Source organism: Ruegeria sp. AH12 (genome assembly GCF_056541465.1).
In genome coordinates this window covers 81,415-101,511 of the sequence record NZ_JBQFYL010000014.1, presented here as the reverse complement: position 1 = coordinate 101,511, position 20,097 = coordinate 81,415, and the positions used below count along the sequence as shown (strand labels likewise).

At 56.4% G+C, this 20,097-nt stretch carries 20 protein-coding genes and 1 pseudogene; 6 read left to right on the top strand and 15 right to left on the bottom strand.

The genetic code is table 11. From position 1 onward, the window contains the following. Window positions 1–960: pseudogene (locus ACR0EL_RS17640) on the bottom strand (hypothetical protein); the annotation flags it as partial. A gap of 163 nt (window positions 961–1,123) precedes the next feature. Here ACR0EL_RS17640 and ACR0EL_RS17635 point away from each other — a divergent pair. Both ACR0EL_RS17635 and ACR0EL_RS17630 read left to right on the top strand, forming a co-directional pair. Next, complete coding sequence (locus ACR0EL_RS17635; RefSeq protein WP_170347612.1) at window positions 1,124–1,435, top strand: hypothetical protein; 312 nt, start codon at window positions 1,124–1,126, stop codon at window positions 1,433–1,435. Window positions 1,436–1,456: 21 nt separating this feature from the next. Continuing rightward, on the top strand, window positions 1,457–2,056 hold the full coding sequence (locus tag ACR0EL_RS17630; RefSeq protein ID WP_480501376.1) for an HdeD family acid-resistance protein: 600 nt from the start codon (window positions 1,457–1,459) through the stop codon (window positions 2,054–2,056). Between the two features lie 56 nt (window positions 2,057–2,112). Here the strand turns inward: ACR0EL_RS17630 and ACR0EL_RS17625 are convergent, their stop codons facing one another. The 4 genes from ACR0EL_RS17625 to ACR0EL_RS17610 all read right to left on the bottom strand — a co-directional run bounded on the left by ACR0EL_RS17625 (window position 2,113) and on the right by ACR0EL_RS17610 (window position 5,009). After that, a complete protein-coding gene (locus tag ACR0EL_RS17625) occupies window positions 2,113–2,619 on the bottom strand; it encodes a DUF6653 family protein (protein WP_480501375.1) in 507 nt (168 codons plus the stop codon). Window positions 2,620–2,712: 93 nt separating this feature from the next. Continuing rightward, window positions 2,713–3,090, bottom strand: a complete 378-nt coding sequence (locus ACR0EL_RS17620; protein ID WP_480501374.1) for a nuclear transport factor 2 family protein — start codon at window positions 3,088–3,090, stop codon at window positions 2,713–2,715. A 39-nt stretch (window positions 3,091–3,129) separates the two neighbouring features. After that, a complete protein-coding gene (locus ACR0EL_RS17615; RefSeq protein ID WP_480501373.1) occupies window positions 3,130–4,059 on the bottom strand; it encodes a DMT family transporter in 930 nt (309 codons plus the stop codon). Continuing rightward, window positions 4,059–5,009, bottom strand: coding sequence for a glutathione S-transferase family protein (locus tag ACR0EL_RS17610; protein WP_480501372.1), 951 nt, complete (start codon window positions 5,007–5,009; stop codon window positions 4,059–4,061). The genes ACR0EL_RS17615 and ACR0EL_RS17610 overlap by 1 nt, the downstream gene beginning before the upstream one ends. Window positions 5,010–5,124: 115 nt before the next feature. Between ACR0EL_RS17610 and ACR0EL_RS17605 the strand changes: the two genes are divergently transcribed. Next, complete coding sequence (locus ACR0EL_RS17605; RefSeq protein WP_480501371.1) at window positions 5,125–6,045, top strand: LysR family transcriptional regulator; 921 nt, start codon at window positions 5,125–5,127, stop codon at window positions 6,043–6,045. A 285-nt stretch (window positions 6,046–6,330) separates the two neighbouring features. Then, complete coding sequence (locus ACR0EL_RS17600; protein WP_480501370.1) at window positions 6,331–6,780, top strand: MerR family transcriptional regulator; 450 nt, start codon at window positions 6,331–6,333, stop codon at window positions 6,778–6,780. Here ACR0EL_RS17600 and ACR0EL_RS17595 read toward each other — a convergent pair whose 3' ends face one another. From ACR0EL_RS17595 to ACR0EL_RS17565, 7 genes are all read right to left on the bottom strand, one after another. Continuing rightward, the gene (locus tag ACR0EL_RS17595; protein WP_480501369.1) at window positions 6,781–7,458 is read right to left on the bottom strand and encodes a class I SAM-dependent methyltransferase; all 678 of its coding nucleotides are present in this window, start codon (window positions 7,456–7,458) and stop codon (window positions 6,781–6,783) included. It abuts the gene before it with no gap. A 3-nt stretch (window positions 7,459–7,461) separates the two neighbouring features. Beyond that, window positions 7,462–8,304: a 3-methyl-2-oxobutanoate hydroxymethyltransferase gene (locus ACR0EL_RS17590; RefSeq protein ID WP_480501368.1), complete on the bottom strand. Its 843-nt coding sequence runs from the start codon at window positions 8,302–8,304 to the stop codon at window positions 7,462–7,464. A 228-nt stretch (window positions 8,305–8,532) separates the two neighbouring features. Next, window positions 8,533–9,165, bottom strand: a complete 633-nt coding sequence (locus ACR0EL_RS17585; RefSeq protein ID WP_480501367.1) for a tyrosine-type recombinase/integrase — start codon at window positions 9,163–9,165, stop codon at window positions 8,533–8,535. A gap of 170 nt (window positions 9,166–9,335) precedes the next feature. Further along, window positions 9,336–9,965, bottom strand: coding sequence for an HAD family hydrolase (locus ACR0EL_RS17580; RefSeq protein WP_480501378.1), 630 nt, complete (start codon window positions 9,963–9,965; stop codon window positions 9,336–9,338). 16 nt (window positions 9,966–9,981) lie between these two features. Then, window positions 9,982–11,040 (bottom strand): ABC transporter ATP-binding protein, encoded by a 1,059-nt coding sequence (locus tag ACR0EL_RS17575; protein ID WP_480501366.1) that lies wholly within the window; start codon window positions 11,038–11,040, stop codon window positions 9,982–9,984. Between the two features lie 10 nt (window positions 11,041–11,050). Further along, window positions 11,051–13,210 (bottom strand): ABC transporter permease, encoded by a 2,160-nt coding sequence (locus ACR0EL_RS17570; protein ID WP_480501365.1) that lies wholly within the window; start codon window positions 13,208–13,210, stop codon window positions 11,051–11,053. Window positions 13,211–13,299: 89 nt separating this feature from the next. Further along, window positions 13,300–14,322 carry an ABC transporter substrate-binding protein gene (locus ACR0EL_RS17565; protein ID WP_480501364.1) on the bottom strand — a complete coding sequence of 341 codons (1,023 nt, stop codon included), beginning with the start codon at window positions 14,320–14,322 and terminating at the stop codon, window positions 13,300–13,302. Window positions 14,323–14,558: 236 nt separating this feature from the next. On the opposite strand from ACR0EL_RS17565, the gene ACR0EL_RS17560 reads away from it, so the two are divergent. Further along, window positions 14,559–15,272: a response regulator gene (locus tag ACR0EL_RS17560; RefSeq protein ID WP_480501363.1), complete on the top strand. Its 714-nt coding sequence runs from the start codon at window positions 14,559–14,561 to the stop codon at window positions 15,270–15,272. Window positions 15,273–15,577: 305 nt separating this feature from the next. Here the strand turns inward: ACR0EL_RS17560 and ACR0EL_RS17555 are convergent, their stop codons facing one another. Continuing rightward, a complete protein-coding gene (locus ACR0EL_RS17555) occupies window positions 15,578–16,009 on the bottom strand; it encodes a hypothetical protein (RefSeq protein WP_480501362.1) in 432 nt (143 codons plus the stop codon). A gap of 81 nt (window positions 16,010–16,090) precedes the next feature. Here ACR0EL_RS17555 and ACR0EL_RS17550 point away from each other — a divergent pair, with 81 nt between their 5' ends. Continuing rightward, entirely contained in the window at window positions 16,091–17,761 is a 1,671-nt protein-coding gene (locus tag ACR0EL_RS17550; RefSeq protein ID WP_480501361.1) for a sensor histidine kinase, read from the top strand. Between the two features lie 232 nt (window positions 17,762–17,993). Here ACR0EL_RS17550 and ACR0EL_RS17545 read toward each other — a convergent pair whose 3' ends face one another. Both ACR0EL_RS17545 and ACR0EL_RS17540 read right to left on the bottom strand, forming a co-directional pair. Beyond that, window positions 17,994–19,166: a Hint domain-containing protein gene (locus tag ACR0EL_RS17545; protein ID WP_480501360.1), complete on the bottom strand. Its 1,173-nt coding sequence runs from the start codon at window positions 19,164–19,166 to the stop codon at window positions 17,994–17,996. A 125-nt stretch (window positions 19,167–19,291) separates the two neighbouring features. Further along, window positions 19,292–19,705 (bottom strand): hypothetical protein, encoded by a 414-nt coding sequence (locus ACR0EL_RS17540; protein ID WP_480501359.1) that lies wholly within the window; start codon window positions 19,703–19,705, stop codon window positions 19,292–19,294. Window positions 19,706–20,097 lie beyond the last annotated feature (392 nt).

Genomic DNA, 20,097 nt, shown 5'->3' with positions numbered 1-20,097 from the left:
CCCGGCATATTCAGGATCGATCTCAACGGCGCGCTCCAACAGGTCGCGAACCTTCTTGTGTTTTTTGGCCGTGGGTTCACGCCAGTATTCGGTGGCCAGTAACCTGCACTGATAGGCATCCAGCGTGTGCGTCTGTGCCCTGCGCTGCACTGCACCTGTTCGATGGATCACTCCGTGGGGTTCCGCGATTTCCGTGGCGATCCGGGCGGCGATGTCGTCCTGAATTTCAAACAGGCTGTCCGCGCTCAGGTCGCGGTCATAGGTGTCGGCGGAAACCTGTTGGCCGGTTTCCGCGTCAATCAGCTGGGCGGTCACGCGCAGCTTATTGCCCCAATGACGCACGCTGCCTTCAACCAGATACTGCACATCCAGTTCGCTTCCGACTGCGCGCGGATCGCGGCCGCGCCCGCGAAAGCGAAAGGTGACGTGCCGGGACAGCACGCTCACCTCGCGAAACCGGGCGATGGCCGAGATGATTTCCTCGGTAAACCCGTCGGCCAGATATTCCTGCGAGGGGTCTCCACTCAGGTTGTCAAAGGGCATCACCGCAACCGCAACCCGACCTGTTGCCACGTCGGGTGTTTCGGCATCGGTCCGGCGTTCGGGGTCAAATGCGATCTCAAAAACCGGGGCGTAGGAACCCTTGGGAATATGAATTCGAACTGGGTCTTCGCGCCCTTCCTGCGCGTAGTAAAGATCCAGCCGACTGCGCATTTTATTGGCCTGAACCCGGACAATCGTGTCGATGGTGGGGTCGAAATCCTCGGGTTTGTCGAATACGTCAATGCCGATTGCATAGCCTTTCAGCGTCTCGGACCGGCCGGCCAGCGCTTCGCCGACAATATGCGACAGAAAGCGGTTCAGGCGCGTGGTATCCGCAAAATGCGGACTGACGAGGATGCGCTTCAACTGTTCCTGAATGGCGCGCGGATCTATTGCAGAGCTTACTTCGGCAAGCATGTTTCCCTCCGTTGCTCAACTTTGTCCGATGACGGGCCGCGTCACAAGACAACCCGGCGGTTTAACCGTGACTCACTCGGACGCCGGCCGGGGATTTGCGAGGGTCCGGGTCATGGCGCTCAAACGGGCCCAGCAAACATATGACCCATGAAAGGACTGAACCATGACAACATTTTCTGAATTCGTACAGAAAGCCAAAGACGATTATGCCCGTGTCGAGGACGAGCTGAAATCGTTCGAACAGAAGGTCAAGGACGCAGGCGACGCGACCGACAAGTGGACCCAGGAACAGGTGACAAAGCTGCAATCCGACCTGCAGGAAGCAAAAGACAAGGTCACCGACCTTGCCGACCGCATCCAGAAAGAAGGTGAAGACGCCGTGACGGACGCGCATGATCAGGCGAAGAACCATTGGGAGGCTCTGCACGCAGCAGTTGCCGCCTATCGCGATCACCTCGACAAGTCGGTTGCCTGAGCCCTGATTCCGGAGGTCGAAATGACTGATTCAGTTACTGATACCGCACCGAAACCCACCCTGATGGAAGAGGCCGCCGGTTGGCAGCCGCGACCGGTCTGGCTGATCGTGCTTGGCGTGTCCATACTCTGCGTCGGGTTGTGCGCCATTGCCTTCCCGCTGATGTCCACGCTCGCTGTCGAGGCCTTTATCGGCGTGGCCCTGCTGGTTGGAGGCGTCGTCGCAGCGATTCAGGCATTTGCGGAAAGGGCGTGGAAAGGGTTCTTTTGGCTATTGGCCATCGGTGTTCTGAACGCGATCGCGGGTCTCGTCCTGTTGCTTGATCCGTTCGGCGGCGTTCTGGCACTGACCCTTGCGCTTGGCACGGTTTTTCTGGCCGAAGGCGTGTTGCGGATCGTGATCGCTATTCGGTCGCGTCAGGAACGGCCTATGGCGTTTATGATTGCGTCCGGCGCGCTGGCCATCCTGCTTGGCGGCCTGATCCTGACCGGTGTCGTCAACGGCTCGTCCCTGGTTATGCTGGGGGTTCTTGCCGGCCTGAATCTGGTATTCGCCGGTGTGTCCCTGATGTCATTAGGGTTTTCGCAACGGTCCTCGGTGCATGAGGGCCTACAAACTTAAGCGTGCCCTGGCGGACCCGGAATTGCAGGGGCATCTGATGCTCCTGCCTTCTGTTTTCACCTGGCTACGCCGCTATTTGCCTTGCCCTCCGCCCGGGTGTCTTCAAACAGCCAGACCATGCGGTCCAGAAACCACAGCTTGCCACCCATAACCAGCAGCAACCCCAGAAGCGTCGGCCAGATTTGAAGCTGCCAAAGCCCCCAGACCAAGGGGCCGATACCGACCGCGCTGACTGCGGCCAGAACAAGAGGCATCTGGCGGTGCCTTGCAGGGATCGGCGATTTCGCGCGCGCAAGCCAGATCCGTTCCCCAAGCACACCTTTGGACATCCAGTTATCCGGATTGCCCGTTTTGCGGAAGGCGCGCGGGTTCCACCATGTCCAGAAGACAACAACAACGATCGGAACAAGGCACCACCAGCCCAGCCAAACCCGGCTCCAGACGGCCAGAATGAACAGGGGCGGGATGCTCAGGCGGCTCCAGCCGCTCCACGGGTTGGTGTGCCGATCCCAGACGTCGTCGGACATCGTCATGAGCTGTTCCAGAATGCTGCGATCGGTCATCGAACCCTCTTCCGAAGCTGGATCGCAATTATGGCCGTTTCTGCCCGTGTCGGCCAGAGCGGCAGGCAACGCGCGCCGCCTTGGCCACAGGCTTCAAAGACCCGAGATATCCACATACACCCGGTAATCCGCGATCCTGTCCTCGCGAAAGTTGAACCGTGCAGCAAAGTGCACGTCGTGCGTGCTTTGGTCCTTGCGCGTGTAGTGAACGGTGCCGTCGCAGAACGCGGTATCGCCGCTGGACCAGATGCCGGTGATGGTATGTTGCATACCCTGGATCGTGGCAAAGAAATCCGCGTTCGCGGCTTGCACGGCTGTGCGCCCGTCAATCTGTTCGAAATTGCCAAGCTGGAATTGGACGTCTTCGGTGACATGCTCGACAACGCCGGCTTCGTCGAGCGCGTCAACCGCGGTATAAAGGGATGCGATCCGGGGCGCGTGGGCCGCTGTGGTGGGGGCCGTGATTTGCATGTTTTGGTTTCCTTTTCGGTTTGAAAGTTATCGGTGGGTCTAAGTCTGGTTAGCCTGTGACCGTCGGTGCAGGATCGGCGGGAGTTTCAGGTGGCCGTTGGTGACGGCTAGCCCAAGGAACAGGATTGCGAGGGACCCCAGCAGTCCGAGGCCAAGAGGCTCGCGAAAGACAATTGCCCCGATTGCGATGCCGGAAAGCGTGGCAAAATAGCCGACTTGCGCGAACCCAACGCCATCCGTGCGCCGCTGCACTTCGAAGGTCAGCGCATAGCTGAGCGCGGTGATGGATCCGATGCCGAAGATTGCGCCAAGCAGGGCAGGGGGCACCGAGACGTCGCTGATTGTGGTGCCGCGTCCCAGTAACAGAGCGGAAATCAGCAACAGCTGTGACAGAAGCGTTCCGGTCGCCAGCTCCAACGGATCGCCGCCGGGCGGGTAGGCATAGCTGCGAAAGACGTTGCCGCAAGCCAGAAACAAGGGCCCCAAAAGCGACAGGGCAATCCACGCCGGCTCGACACCCGACAGGTCAAATCCACCCATGGTGGCAAGGCTGACCCCTGCAAGGCCGATCAGAATACCAACCAGGCGGTGCAACAGCAGCATCCTGCGCGCGATCAGTGCCGTTATTGCAAAGGTAAACAGCGGTGACAGCGTGACGAGGGCGGAATAGAACCCAAGGCTCACGTGCTCCAGCACCAGAAACCCGATCACAGCGGGGCCGCTGACACCGAAAACTCCGGCACCGACATAATAGGGGATGTGCCGCGTGTTGAGCGCCACGCGCTTCTTCGGCAGCAAACACAACGCCAACAGCACGATGCTTGCCAGCAAAACCTGCCAGAACAAAGCGGTCAGAGCAGATATTCCCGCTATCGAGACGAATTTGGACAAAGTGAAACTGACCCCCACCAGGACACCGATGGCCATGATCAGCGCGGATACAGGGGATCTTCTAACAATATCAGGCATCACGCGGCTCCCATTTCCGGCATATCGGCTGTGCGCAGAGAAGCCGGGCCGATCGGGATAATTCCGCTGGGGTTGATGTGCCGATGGCTGAGGAAATAATGCTGACGGATATGGGCCATGTCCACAGTGTCGGCCACGCCCGGCAACCCCATGATGTCGACCAGATAGCGGGGCAGGGCGACATAGTCGCTGATGCGTTTGTAGTCGGTCTTGAAGTGGGTCACATAGACCGGGTCAAACCGCAGAAGTGTCGGAAACAGCTTCAGATCAACCTCTGTCAGCACGTCACCAGCCAGAAACCGGCGTTGGCCAAGCGTTTCTTCAATCGCGCCGAGACAGGCAAAGAGCGCCGTTGCGGCCTCGCCATATGCGATTTGGCTGGTTGCAAACCCGGCGCGATAGGCGCCTTCGCGGATCGGTGACTGAATTTGTTGGGCGATCCGGTCGATATCATCGCAAAGATGGGACGGGCGGAGATCGGGTCCTGCGGCATCGGGAAACGCCGTCTGAAGCATGCGCATGATCTCGGCCGATTCGGTGCTGACGATCCGGCCCGTAACCTTGTCCAGTAGCACAGGCACGCTGATCGGACCCGTGTAATCCGGCTTGGCGTGCTGATAGACTTCGTAAAGGAAGCGGGTGCGTTCTACACCGCTTTGATCGTTGAACAGCGTCTGGTCGATGACCCAGCCGTTTTCCGACATGACCGGGTCCATCCATGTGATGCTGAACGCATTGCGTAGGCCTTTCACAGCCAGAACCAGATCAACGCCATGGCACCAGGGGCAGGCTTTGGACAAGTACAGGTGGTACCGGCCGGGCGTGTTCGGATACAGGGCGTCCGGATACGCGCTGATGTGGCTCGTGAGTGGGCTTTGCAGGCGGTGAAAACGACCGTCCGAGGCGAGCGGTCTGTCACGCAGAACTCCGTTGATAAGCATCTTGGGCATGGCAGCCTCAGGCGTTAACAGGACATGCAGATAACTATTAGGCTTTCTATTTGATGATAATCGTGTGAATTTGAAACTTATAGGTGAGAATAATTCGCCCAAAGGATCGCAAAACATGACTGAAATTGGCGCAATCCCCGTCTTTGTTGCCGTGGCGGACCATGGCGGGTTCGCAGCCGCCGCGCGGCATCTGGGTCTTACAAAATCAGCGGTCAGCAAGCGGATCGGTGTACTGGAGGCACATCTGGGAACGCAGCTTTTTCATCGGTCGACGCGGTCCATTTCCCTTACCGAGGCGGGAGAAATCTATCTGGCCCACGCGGAGCAGGCGCTTGGCGCAGCGCAGGACGCCGAAGACGCAGTTGCGGCGTTGCAGGGGCAACCGGTTGGATTACTAAGGCTCAGTACACCCATGTCCTTTGGTCAACTGCATGTTGCGCCTCTGATTGCTGCATTCCTCAGGCAATATCCGGGGATTAGAATTGATCTGACAATGGATGACAAATTTGTCGATCTCGTCGAAGGGGGCATCGACGTGGCCTTACGCGCCGGAACGTTGCCGAACTCGGCTCTGATCGCACGCAAACTCGCCCCGATCCACAGCGTGATCGTCGCCTCGCCGGTCTATCTTGCGAAGTTCGGAACGCCAGAAACACCCGAGGATCTTCTGGCGCATTCCTGCCTTCACTACGCCTATTCGCGCGACCCTTCGGAATGGCGCTTAGCCGGGCCCGCGGGTGACGTGCGCGTTCAGACATCCGGTGTTCTGCGCGTGAACAACAGTGAAGCCCTGTGCACCGTGCTGCTTGACGGTCTTGGTATCGGTCGCCTGCCGACCTTTATTGCAGGAGCCCACTTGACCAGTGGCCGTCTGGTCAGGGTGCTGCCCGAATATCGCCTGCCTGAACAGGCGCTGTACGCAGTCTTCCCCGAACGAAAGCACATGCCAGCGAAAGTTCGCGCGTTTTTGGATTTCGTCGTGGAACGCATCGGGCACGACGCACCTTATTGGGATATGGATGCAGGTCCGCTTTAGGGACAAGGGCCGATGATACTCAAACACTAAACTTGGAACGACCAAGAACACCCAAAGTGCGGGGCAGTCCGGCAATGTCTTCTTCGGGGAATGGCTGTAGTGCAGCGTCGGACACGTTCGTGAACGGCTGGATCGGGCCGTGGCAAGCGGGGCAGGGTCAATTGCTGCGTCTGCTCCAAGGTCAGCGCTTGAGCCCAAAGTTACGCAACTCATTGAAGCCGCAAGGGCTCTGGTTTTCTGACGCTATGTTAGATAAACAAGACCAAGTTCACGAGATGAGTCGTTATGAAAATCGGTGAAATTGTTGAGAAATCTGGTTTGACGGAGCGAATGCTGCGCCATTATGAGAGTCTTGGGATCATTGCACCAACAAAGTCGGCGAAGGGTACGCGACTTTATAGCGATGCCGACTTGTCGGTTGCGCGCTTGATTCATCGGTTGCGACTGCTGGACATCGGTTTGGATAGCCTCTCGGAAATAGCACAAGAGCGCTTGAAACATCAGACAGGTGAAGAGTCTGCATCTTCTGTCGGGGAGTTGTTGGACAACCTTGCCGAATTGCTCTCGGAAAAAGCGCAACAGGCTTTGGAACTCAGGTCTGAAATTGTCGAAGCATCCAAGACCGTCGGTAAGTGTCAAGGTTGCAAGAACGTCCCGGCTCCAGAGACTTGCCCGGATTGCCCGATGAATGATGTGGTCCACCACAATTCGGTGGCCGCGATGGTCTGGAAATAGCTAATAGCGAAACACCTGACCAACAATGCGCCATCGGCATTCAAATTTTGTGTTTTCGTGCAAGCCCCAAGACGCAAGGCGTGGTTCTGGAAACTCGATGCCACACCTGGAGGCCGCCTGGACCGCAGACCATGATGCCATTTCGGTCTCAAAACCTTCTGGTGTAAACCATTTTGTGAGATGGAACTGAGGGATTTCTATGCGTAGACCCGGGAAACTGAATCCCTCATATCCACTGACAACCCAGTTTCGCTCAGTCTCCCAGAATGGGGAAACCGCCTCAAAAACAGGCGCATAGGCCTGATTGACCTGATCGGGCAACTCTGCTTCTCCCCAGGAAAAGATCCCGAAAACCCCGCCGGGCTGCAGGACCCTTTTCACCTCTTGACTATGCTTTTGAATATTAAAGTTGTGCGCAGCCTGCATGGAAAACAAAAGGTCTATACTGCTTGCTGAGAATGGTAACGCTTCCGCAAGGCAACGTTGTACGGGGAAGTATTGCTGCGATCTGGATGGTGGCGCAGCATCGGTGGCGATCACCTGGTTGAACACAGGCTGCAGGTAGGCGGCGAGTTCTGCGGTACCGGCGCCGCATTCCACACACAGGTCACGTTTGAATGGGAGAGCAGCAAGCCACCGCAAGAACTCTGCGGGGCCTCGCTGCATGGTATAATCCATATCTTAGCTGATCGTTGCGAGAAACTTTTGATGCTCGCCCTCATGCATCGCATGGCTTAGTTCAGGTTTGGGAAACTGCCCATTCGTCGCGGCGGCGAAGTAGGCGGCGTAGGCGCGCTGCATCTCGCCCCAAACATCACCAAAAACCTCGCGCTTGGGCGGGATGGGAAAGACCGAGCACCCGATGATATCGCTTGATACATGGAATATCCCGTGCGCATGGGGGCCAGACCCAAGACTGGCTACCGCCACTGGTAAGTTTTCATAGCACCACTTGGTAAGCTCTACAGATGTATGCTCAAAGAGGGCCGCAAAGATACCAGCGTCAATGGAAGCCTTCACCAGTTCGACAATCTTGGCTGCTTCTTCCGCAGTTCGTCCTGCTGGTGAATGGCCAGAGTTCATGACAGCGCGTTCACCCTGAACCCCGAAGTGACCGACAACAGGTATCCCCGCGTCTACGATTGCCCGAATGTGATCTACCGTACCAAGGGATGGTTCGATATGGACGCCATCTGCACCAAGCTTCACGACCTTTGCTGCATTGCGTACCGACTCTTCAATCGAGATACAGGCTGTGGTGTTTGGCATATTGCAGATGATGAACGGGGATGAAGCACCCCTTAGAACGCCTTCAAGCATGTAGAGTTGTTCTTCGAAGTCTACCGTTGCCATGGATGGATGGCCCATAAGCCCCATGGGTCCCGGACTGCCGCAGCACAGAAGGTCCATGCCCAGTTCTTCAGCCATGATCGCACTTGGAGTGTCATGACACTCCATGCCGACGATACGCTCGCCGTTTTGTACTTTCTCTGCTAGGTGCTTCAGTCGTGTTTTTCTGCGCATTGTCTTGGTTCCTCCCACTGCGTCTTCATAGCTGGTGGAGCCATTATCTGACATTAATGTTAGATTTGCAATCCTTGTTGAGACGACAGCTTTGTCAGCATCCTGTGAATTCGCAGACGTCGAGATTTTGCATTTGCAGCGAATGGCAGCAAAGCGGGCTGCACCTGCAGAGTTTCGATGCCGTGCTGAATGACCGGTATGGGCCGCCAATGAAAGCGACCCTGTTGGTTAGATTTCAATCGCTTCTGCGATAGCTAAAGCATCTTCGAGTTCGACCCCAAGATACCGTACCGTGCTGTCCATTTTGGTATGGCCAAGTAGGAGCTGAACTGCCCGCAGGTTACCTGTCTTCTTGTAGATTTGGGTCACCTTGGTTCGCCGCATCGAGTGAGTACCATACGCGCTCGCTTCAAGGCCGATAGAAATTACCCAGTCTCTCACGATACGCGCATATTGTCGGGTGGAAATGTGCAGGCGCTCATGGAAGCGTCCGGGCCATAGATACTCAGACCCGACCATAAGCTCGTCTTCCATCCATTTCTCGACTGAAGCACGCGTGCCTTCAGAAATCTCGAAGCGAACAGGTTTCTGGGTTTTGCTTTGCAGAACCGATGCCCGTTCTTTGATCTGACCAGATGCCATGACGTCGACGACTTTCATCTTTATGAGGTCACAGCCTCTCAGCTTGCTGTCTATTGCCATGTTGAACAGCGCCAGGTCGCGATGGTTCTCGGCCAGTTCGAGTCGGACTCGGATCGCCCAGACGTGTTTGGGCTTGAGCGGGCGTTTCTGGCCGACGATGCGGCCTTTGTTCCATGCAGGGCGTAGTGCTCGAATGGCTGGTAAGTTTGGTGTTTCCATGACTGATCCTCCAATCCGCCATGCCCGCCCACAACGACAACCCAGTGCTGTCCTGCAGAGCATATCATCTAAAACTAGGTGGGCTTCGATGGTACGGATAAACGAAGCTCTACACGGAAAAGGGAGAGCGGACTTTACGATGGAGCCTAGCCTTGGTGTTGCAGCAACATTCAGTTATCCAATAGCTGTATCGCGCTCATGTTGGCAGAGATTGACGCTTGGATACCTTGCGGTGAGTCTTCGATGACGAACGTTTTGTTGGGCGGTTGACCCAAGAGAAACGCTGCCCGTTCGAACATCTCGGGCGAAGGCTTTGGACGGACTTCGTCCGAAATGCTGACGATGTGATCAAATAGCGCTGTTGCTTGCACCGCCGACAATGAAGCATTCACCACGCGACGTTCAGCATTTGTCGCTACGGCCAGCGGGATGCCTAGTCGGCGCAAAGCACCCGCGAACGTTAAAACTGCCGGCATCGGTCTGATCAGCTCCGAAAATCCGTCGAAACGATCAATGCTGGTGGCGATGGCGCGTTCCACGTCAAAGCTGCACGTCACCATTTTCTGGAATTCGTTAAAGAGGGTTTGCCGGTCCAGGCCAGTGCGCGTGGCATACCAGTTCGGTGCCATTACCTGGCCCTGCTCCTGAGCTGCGGATTGCATCGCCTTTAAATGGGCTTGCTTGCTGTCGACCAGCGTTCCGTCGCAATCAAAAATCGCGGCGGTAAAGCCTTCGGCCTCAAAGAGCGTCAGCCAGTCTTCCGACAGACAGCGCCGTGTCTGTCCTTGATGGTGGAACACCGATTGCAAAATCTGATCAGGCAGAGACAAGGCGGGCCTGCTCTTCGATGATCCCGACAGACACGCTGTCCCCTTGCCCAAAGGGACTGGCTTGAACAGGTGTGATAATGAAGAGTGAGCCTACGGGGGTGTCGACCGTGTATTGCATTTCCTTGCCCAGATAGGCGGCATAGCTGATCTGGCCCTCCAGTCCCGGTGTTCCTGGTTCGGTGAGCCTCAGTGCATGTGGCCTAAGGACCATCTGTGCGGTTCCCTTCGGAATGCCGCTGTTTGGGACATTCAACTTTCGACCGTTCAAGATAGCGGTCGCCAGTCCGTCGGTGGACGCCTCCACCTCGCATGGCACAAGGTTTGCATCCCCGATAAAGTCTGCGATGAACGCCGACTTGGGGGCCTCATAAAGGTCACCCGGTGTGCCGATCTGGGCAATCTCGGCGTTGTTCATCACGATGATGTCGTCCGAGACAGCCATAGCTTCTTCCTGATCGTGGGTCACGTAGACGGCCGTCAGGCCAAGGCGTTGCTGGATTTGCCGGATTTCCTCGCGCACATGGCGGCGCAGCTTGGCGTCTAGGTTCGACAGGGGTTCGTCGAGCAACAAGACCTCCGGTTCAAGGACAATGGCCCGTGCCACAGCAACGCGTTGCTGCTGACCACCAGAAAGTTCGCTGGGCAGCCTGTCACCAAACCCTGCAAGGCCCACCAGTTCCAGCCCGTCATCGGCCTTTTGCGCGGCTTCGGCCTTTGGGATTGATTTGACCGTCAGGCCGTAAGCCACATTTTCGCGCACGGTCATATGCGGGAACAAAGCGTAGGATTGGAAGACCATCGAGACTTTGCGGTAGGTCGCCGTCAGGTGTGTGACGTCCTCGCCACCGATGTGAATGCTGCCTTCGGTTGCCATCTCTAACCCTGCGATCAGCCGCAGGGTTGTCGTCTTCCCGCAACCGCTTGGGCCAAGAAGGGTCACGAGTTTGCACGGCGCTATGGAGAGGTTGAGCTTCTTTAGTGCCGTGACCTCTCCATATTTTTTCACCACGCCTTCAAAGCGGACGGAGCCTGATTTCTGTGTCATGATTGTTTCCTTACGCCTGTTGGACGCGGTCAGAGCGGCGCAGGCGGCGCCTTCCGACCAAAAGTTGCAGAATGAGTATGGCGGCCAGCATCGTGATGATCAGGACCGCCGAGTATGCAATCGCGAGACCGAACTCACCGTTTTCAACCCGACCCACGATGAAGGATGTCGCCATGTTGTGCTTGGCGCTGACCAGGAAGATCACCGCGCTGACAGATGTGATCGCCCGCACGAAGCTGTAGGTGAGGGCGGCTAGAATGGCGGGACCCATCAGGGGCAGGATCACCCGGCGAACGGTCGTGAAACTGTTGGCGCCCAAGGTGATCGATGCCTCATCCAGGCTTTTATCGAGCTGGCTCATCGCGGCGATGCCACCACGCACGCCCACGGGCATGTTGCGGAAGACGAATACGATGATCAGGATGATCGATGTGCCGGTCAGCTCAATCGGGGGGAAGTTGAACGCCATGATGTAGCTGACGCCAATCACCGTCCCGGGGATCGCAAAGCTAAGCATGGTTGAGAACTCAAATGCGTCTTTCCCGACGAATTTCTGCCGAACCAGCAAATAGGCGGTCGACAGACCGACCAAAGCTGTCAGTGGGGCCGCCACAGACGAGATCGCAAGGGTAGTGAAGTAGCTATCCCAAGCGACCCCGGTCCAACGACCGGTTGTGAAGTCGATCCCGAAGGCGCGGATGTAGTGATCCAGCGTGAAACTGTGGTTGTAGCCCCAGAGCTTTACGAAGCTGCCAAAGATGATCATCGAATAGACCACCAGCGTCAGCGCGGCCCATGGCAAAGCGGTGCCGTAGCAGACCCATTTCAGGACGGGGTTAAGGCTTGCGTTTTGGCCGCTGTCCGCCTTGCCGGTGATCGTCGCATAAGACTTTTTGCCGAGCCACATGCGCTGCGCCATGAAGGCTGACAGCGTGAGCGTCAGCAGCGCAATCGCGAGGATCGCGGCTTTGGCAGGGTCAGCAACGGCGCCTACAATGGCAAAGTAGATGTCCGTCGACAGAACGTTGTAGCCACTGCCAAGAACCAGCGGATTGCCGAAATCCGCCAAGCTTTCGATGAAGCCCAGCAGGAAGGCATTGGCAAGGCCAGGGCGCATCAATGGCAAGGACACGAAGCGGAAGGTCTGCCAGCGGTCGGCGTCCAGGGTCTGACTGGCTTCCTCCATCGACGGGCTCACGCCTTGGACGACGCCAATCAGCACGAGGAACGCGATGGGGGTGAAGGACAACAGCTGTGCGAAATAGATGCCCCAAAAGCCATAGAGCCAACGGGTCGCCTCCCATCCCAGAAGGTCGGCGAAAAACTCAGTCACCGTTCCGGCCCGTCCGAACAAAAGGATCAGCGCGAGGCCAATGACAAAGGGCGGTGTTATGATGGGCAAGACGGTTAGAACACGAAGCACCTTCTTCGCCCGAAAATCGGTGCGTGTGAAAATCAGCGCGAAAGAGAGGCCAAGGAGCGTTGTTCCAGCCCCCGTCATCACCGCCAGAAACAGGGAGTTGATCCCAACACCACAAGACAGGTCGCTCATAAGACAGCCAAGCCCCCAGATGTCGCTGCTAAAGAACCGCGGGAAAAATTGGGTCAGGGCGTAGCCACCCTCGACCTCGAAGGCGCGGACAAGGATGTGGATGACCGGGAAAAAGACGAAAATCGCGACAAGAGCCACGATGAGACCAATGGTGCTGACAACAAACGCGTCGCCTTGCCCCTTGCCCGATTGAGAGATCGAGATCGTGGCAATGAACAGCAACGACAGCGCACAAACAGCAGCACCTGCACCCATGCCGGGTTGCCCGGCCAAAATGGTCTCAGATGTCAGCAGTGCCTCTAGGATACGCGGCCCTGCGCGGACGATGATCAAACCCTGGACGGCAAGCAGCGCCAATCCAAAGACCGACGTCCCCAGGGTCAGTCGCGCGCGGCGCACGGGGTCCGCGACGCTCAATTGAATGGCCAATGCGGCGAGTAACGCCAGGCCGACTGGGGCCAGCCACCATTGCCCCGCGAGGCTTGCAAACAGCCCGGTCGAGGCCATGCCGTCCGTCATCCACCCAGCGTCAAGAATACCGTCATCGGTCATATGCCAAGGCAGGCACACAAACCCGAACACCCCAAGGGCCAGCCAGAAAAGGACTGTCTTTTTCATCGTATTGTCCATGCAGATTGGGGATGCCCCGCCTTATCAGGCGGAGCATCCATCGTCCGTCCCGCAACGTGCGGGGCCGACTGGGAGGATTATTGCTCGGGGTTTGGGTCGCCCACTTCGGAGTCCCAGCGAGCCAGCAGGCGTTCGCGCGTATCTGACGAGCCGTAGGTCGCGAAGTCGTAGTCGATCAGCTTGATCGAGGCGAGGTCCGGGGATTGCGGTGCCACCGACGCATTGGAGTTTGAAGGTACCTGGAACGATCCGACTTCCGGCGCGCGGGATTGGATGTCTGCCCGCAACGCAAACTCGACCCAGGCCTGAGCACCTTCAAAATTGCGTGCGCCCTCGATGATCGAAACAGCGCCGACCTCATATCCGGTGCCTTCACACGGTGCGACGATCGCAAGGGGGAAGCCTATGGCTGCTTGGTTCACCATGTCGTGCATGAAGCCGATAGAGACACCCGTCTCGCCCCGTGCCGCAGCCTTTGTCGGAGCGGAGCCGGATTTGGTGTAAGAGTTCACGTTGGCCCCAATTGCGGCCAGCCGCTCCATTGCTTCGTCTTCCCCAAAAAGCTGCACGAAAGTTGCCAATTCGGTGTAAGCGGTGCCCGATGAATTCGGGTTCGCGACCTGAATTTCGCCCTCAAACCGTGGGTCGGCCAAATCGGCCCAGCACTCCGGTGGCGCAATGCCTTTATCCGCCAGAATTTCGGTGTTGTAGGCGATGCCCAAAGCACCTGCATAGATGCCCACGGTGCGGCCTTCGGAAATCTCGGCCATGTTCTGGGCCCAGCCCAGCAGCTCACTTGTATCCACGCCAGAGGCTTGCGTCAGCCCTTCCTCGGCCGCGATTAGATGCGGGTCACCGGTGCCACCCCACCAGACGTCGATCTTGGGGTTGCCTGCCTCAGCGCGGATCTGCGCCAGAGTTTCACCGGTCGATTTGCGCACCATCAATACGTCGGTGTCCGGATTTTCTGCTTCAAAGGCGGCGACCATCAGGTCACACCAATCTTGCTCGGCGCTGCACACCACACTTAGCTCATCCGACCAGGCCGTGGCACCAGATGCCATCAGCGCGGCCAGTGAGATCATTCCAAGTTTATTCATGTTTTCCTCCCATAGAGTTTTGCACGCCTCGCGCTCCTCCGCGCTTGGCTGCCAACAAGGGTTAGGATGTAGTTTCGCTCATTGATACGAAGGCTCTATGAACAAAGCTACAGGCAGGACCTCTTCCCGTTAACAATGTTACAGCGCCTGCCCCAAGCTGTAATAATCGAAACAATTAAGCCTGCGACGCATGCCCATCATTAGTGCTAGAAGGGGCCAAGGGAAGGAGACGCTAGGTGTCGCGACTGAAGATCGGTATCGTGGATGATGAGGCGTCAATGCGCGACGCGCTCATGGCTTTGCTGGCCGAAAATCAGTTCGATCCGGTGCCGATGGCAAACATTTCAGAGTACCGAGAGGCCGCGCGCGATGTCTCACTCGATCTGGTTCTGATTGACCTTCAGCTACGCGATGAAAGCGGCCTCGCGTTGGCCATGGATATTCGCAAGACCAGCGACCTGCCCATCGTCATGCTCACAGGCCGCGGCGATGAAACCGACAAGATTGTCGGGCTAGAGGTCGGCGCGGATGATTACCTGCTCAAGCCCTTTAACCCCCGCGAACTGGTGGCCCGAATCCGGGCTGTTCTGCGCCGCTATGGCAAGGCGGACGCTGTTATGACCGTCGGATCAGAGCTATCGCAGCGCGGGTTTGGGCGTCTGAAAGTCGATCAAAAGAGCCGCACTCTTTTCGATGACGCGGATACGGAAATCTCTCTGACAAATGCGGAATACCGGCTTTTGGAATATTTCATGGAACGGCCCAACCAAATCATCACCCGCGTGGAACTGCTGTCTGAACTAGGCAATGACCTGACGAAATATGTCGACCGAACGATTGATGTGCTCATCCTAAGACTGCGTCGCAAGATTGAGGAAAATCCTTCAAAACCGGTGCATCTGCAAACTCGGCGCGGGCAGGGGTATATCTTTGTTGCAGAGGTAACTTGATGCTGCCGCGAAGCGTGCGTGGCCGACTTTGGACAGCGCTTGGCCTGCTGTCTTTGGCGATTGTCTGCATCAGTGTGCTCACATGGGTTGCGTTGCAGCGCGTCGACGACCGTTTGCAAGACTTGCATCAACAGTCTCTCAGCCAGGTGGCGCGGGCGATTGACCTGTCAAAACGGTCCTCGGATTTGGCGACATCGGCGCCCTATCTGCTCAATCAAAGGTCCAATTTTCTGATCCAACAAGAAGGTGCGGCCCTTCTTGATGTGTTGGCAAGCGTGCGCGACGAATGGCCTGAGACGTCCGCATCAGATGATGAGCGAACGGCGCTGATCGCTCTTACCCATGCAATGGAAACTGGCGTACGCGATTTGGTTGAGGCGTCTCAAGCGCTTGACCAAGTGCAAACCCTCGTACGCGCGCGCATCGCAGACCTCAGTACATTGAGAGAAGAGGTCACGCTGCGGATCGAAAATCAACGTTCTGCAACCAATGAGCGCCTGACATGGTGGACGTTGCAAAGCATGAATGCGGATGCCCTGAATGCCGCCTATGCGGGCAATCTCATTGGCGTGGGTGAAGAACAACGCCATTATCAGCGCCAGGGCCAGCTGGTGCGCTCGGCCAATCGAACCAATGAACAGGCACAATATCTGGCGGGCCTCGACGCGCTGGTCTACGGCGATGTTGGTATTTTTGAAATGCGAAAAACCGAGTTGGGGCTTGGTCTGGATGCCCAAAACGCTCTGTTTCGCATTCGCCGAGACGCCAATGGCGTCAACGAATTGGCCTTGAACTTTGCCAAGCGCGCTGAGGGTCTGTTGACCGAAGAACGTTCCTCTTCGTCCAACACGATCCAATTCACCCGGTTTTTTGTTGCCATTGTCAGCCTTGCGGCCCTGGGTCTGGCGCTGCTCTCAGCACTCTATGTGTCGCGTTATGTCGCCTACAACGTCGGGCGTGTGTCGGAAGCCATGGTGCGGCTTGCCAATGGCGATCGCAGCAGTGTTTTGCCACGCAGGCTTGCGGGTAATGACGAGATTGCCGACCTGTTTCGGTCGTTCCGCAGTTTTCGCGCCAATGCCCTTCGTCTTGACCGCTCGAACCGCTTGCTGGACCGACGGAATGCCCTGTTCGAGAAGGTCTTTGCAAATATCACCGACGGGCTGGCGATTACGGATCACACGGGCAAGCTGACAGCCTCTAACCCCGCGTTTAGTCGGATTCTGTCAGTCAGTCACATCAAGGGGTCCCTCGTGGATTGGATTTATCAGTCCGATTTCGGTGCTTCCGCCAAGGACGCGGATTTGAGCGTCCGGCACCGTGGCCACATGCTGCTCACATCAACAGATGGTCAAATCCTCGAAGTGCGCGCAAGTCGTTTGCCAGAAGAGGGTCGGGTATGGCTCATATCGGATGTCACCGAGCAGCGTCAGATGGCCGACCGGGTTGAGCAAATTGACCGGATTGAGTTGTTGGGGAAACTTGCGGGCGATACCGCTCATGACTTTTCAAACATTCTGGCGACGATCAGAACCCATGCGCATCTCCTTGAAAAGCAAGTTACGGACAACGCCGACAACCTCTCGGCGATTGAGAATGCGCTGGAATATGGGACATCCCTGACAGAGCGGCTTTTGGCCTTCGCGCGCAAGCAACCGCTGTCACCGGAAATTGTTGATCTCAATGCGTTGATTGAAGGCATGGTAGACCTCGTGGAAATCAGCATGAAACCCGGCGTACGGCTGAAACTTTTTCTTTCTGACATGCCGTTGCGTGTGCGGGCTGATCCCGGCCAACTAGAATCTGCTGTTTTCAACCTTGTCCTCAACGCCAACAATGCGATTGCTGAAACAGGAGAAATTCGCATCAGCCTTACGGAACAGGACGATGGCTATGCTGAGGTCGCCATCACGGATACGGGATCCGGCATGACGGATAACGTCCGGCGCAAGGCCATTCAGCCGTTTTTCACGACGCGGGCAGGATTGGGTGGAACCGGCCTTGGCTTGTCGATTGTGTATGGGTTTATCAACCAAAGTGGTGGCAAGCTTGAGATCGACAGCCAGGTGGGCACAGGCACAAGGGTCTCCCTTACGATGCCGATTGCCATCGATCAGAGGGGCGCCGCGCCAACAATTGCCCGAAAATCAGCGTTACTGGTGGATGATTGTGAAACAGATCGTGCGGTGACTAGGAAAGTCTTGGAGACTTTGGGATACGATGCCCACACTTGCGCTGCCGCTGAAGAAGCCATTAAGGCCCTGCAAACGGGCAGATTTAATCTTGTCGTCAGCGACTTCGATCTGGGCGGAGCGTTGAGCGGCCTTGATGTTCTGGCGCGCGCACGCGGACTTGCGCCAGAGGCCGGGCGGATCCTTATCAGTGGAAAATCCTCCCTTCGCGACCTGCAGACCGAAGATGCCGTGTTCGTCGAGAAACCGGTGACCGATGCGAGCCTTTCTAACGCGGTTGGAACAAATCAAGTCTAATGCGCAGAGGCTAAGGCGAACGGCTGCTTCTGGATGGTGCAAGTGCAGCATACGATATGATAAACGAAGGTCCGCTATGGGCCGGTACGCGCGCCCTTAAGATGTCACTACCAATTTCGCCAACCAAGCCTCGTCGCCACAGCGATTGGCGCAGGGCAACCGATTTGAACACGACGTCGATAAGCTCGGACAGATAGACCATGTTGGATGCTATTTCTGATGCAGCCACCCCCTAGGCCGTCCCAAACGGCGCATACAACAGAGGTTTATCGTTCTTTAAGTGGCGCGAAACCAGCCGTGCCTGCTGCTTGCCTCGAGGGATCAGCCGTGCAGGGTCGGGGCTATGATCATGATCCGCCAGTTCCGGGAATATCTTAAATATTTCACGCCGCGCGGCGGTACTGAGCGATTTCAATGCCTCAGGCCCGGTGTACAGGCTCTCAGTCGGAGCGCCCTCGGCATAGATAATTTCGTGCTTGTCAAACAAAAGATGGAAATACTCCACCGACTGAACCTCGTGATCAACGAAGATACCTGGCAGTGAAGTCAGTTTGATCGCTGGAATAAGAACTTCGGGTGTCCCGAACATGCGCTGTGCAATTTTTGATTGAACCAGCATTCGGTGCTGTCGAGATACCAGCAGATCGCGGTTTGGCATTCCCTGCCCAAGAGCGCCTGCCAAGATACGCACAGGGCGTAGTTTGGGATCGCTATCGAGATGATCAGTCGTGAATGCCCGCCGCCCGGTCCAACGTACAGGCTGCGCCCCGTTACTAACCGTTCGAACCAGATCTCCGGACCGAACGTTCTGGATCTTACAAAGGCCCTGATCTGTTGCAATCAGTGTGTCATAGGTAAAACACGGGAATCCAGCAGCGCTTTCGAATGCTGAATAAGGCACTCGAAACCCCGATGACGGGAGCAAAAAGGTCCCGCCGTTCAGAGGATAAGTGACCCCGGCCTGAACGATAAAAGTACCCAAAAAATTATCATCTACAATGGTACCTTCGGGCAGGATCAAAGTGTCATTGCCGCCGCCGCCTACTACGGCTCCGTTGATCGTAGTGTTGCGTACAGTCAGTGTGTCGTCACCGCCCCCCAGTTGAATAGATTGGACGGTCGAGCCACTTACTTCGACCGTATCATCATCTGCACCACTGGCAATTCGGCCGCCGATGACACTGTTAGAGACGATGATGGTATCGTTTCCAGCATTGCCCACCACATTGCCAGTATTGCCCTGGCCAGTATTCGCGATGGTGCTATTTGTTACTACAATTTGATCATCACCAGCCCGGCCACGAACATTGTCGATCGGTGACCCAACTGGATTGCCGTTTAGCGTGCCGCTATCGTTTGTGACCTCAATGTCGTCACTACCTGCAGTTCCATTCAGCCTTGGCATGAAACCCTATACTCTTGAGTACAGCTATTTTTGCCGGTTTGAGTGATCTAACTATGACCGACGTTGTCGGATCGGAAGCGGTCGCTGAGTTTGGACGCACTCGACGCAAGCGGAACCCAAATAAGTCAACTGCCGCTAAGGCGAGTGCGCGTCTTGATCAATTCGCTGGGTGCTTCAGCATCCAGTGCAGTGTCACCAACAGTTCCGTGATGAATTCTAATGAAGGTAGTTTCATTGCCGCCTCCGCCAAAGTTGTTAGTCGGTTCACCCCCAACGCCCCCAACTCCGCCAGCTTCTCCTATGTCATATTCAGCGTTAGTTGAATTGTACAAGCTGCCAGCTGTTCCCATTCCAATGCCGGAATACTGTGTCGGCCTGCTAGATGAATCATCGTAGCTGATGTCGCTTTGCATATTGAAGTGTTGGCTATTGAAGCCTTGCGCTGTTCCCGCCGCGCTGTTCGCCGTATCAAAATCTAAAGAGGTTTTATCTCGCGGGGAAATCACCATTCTTGGGAAGTGTTCACTTTCGTAGCTCAAAGCAGACAATTCAACAGTCGCGCTCGATGTCGTAGGTGCAACGTCGAGCGTTAGCTCCTCGGTCTTTGTTGGGAGTGAGACGGAAGGGCTGAGTCTAACTGCCAGCTTTTCGGCGCATTCATGCGCTAGGCCAGTGGCGTCAGGGCAACGCATCCGACTCGAACCAATTGCAACTACAAAAAGCGCGCAAAACGAAAAAGATATATAACCCAAGAAGCCTCGATAACCGCAACGAGCAGGTACCCGGCACCTCTTTTTCCGCTCTATGTTGGAAACAATTGAGTGCAGCAATTCACCAGTTCTCTCTGCTCTACCTTGCTAGTAGCCAAATCACCAAAACTCGAGGCGATCAGCCTTGGGTCCATGACCGCAGAATTGCGATCACGCTGGAA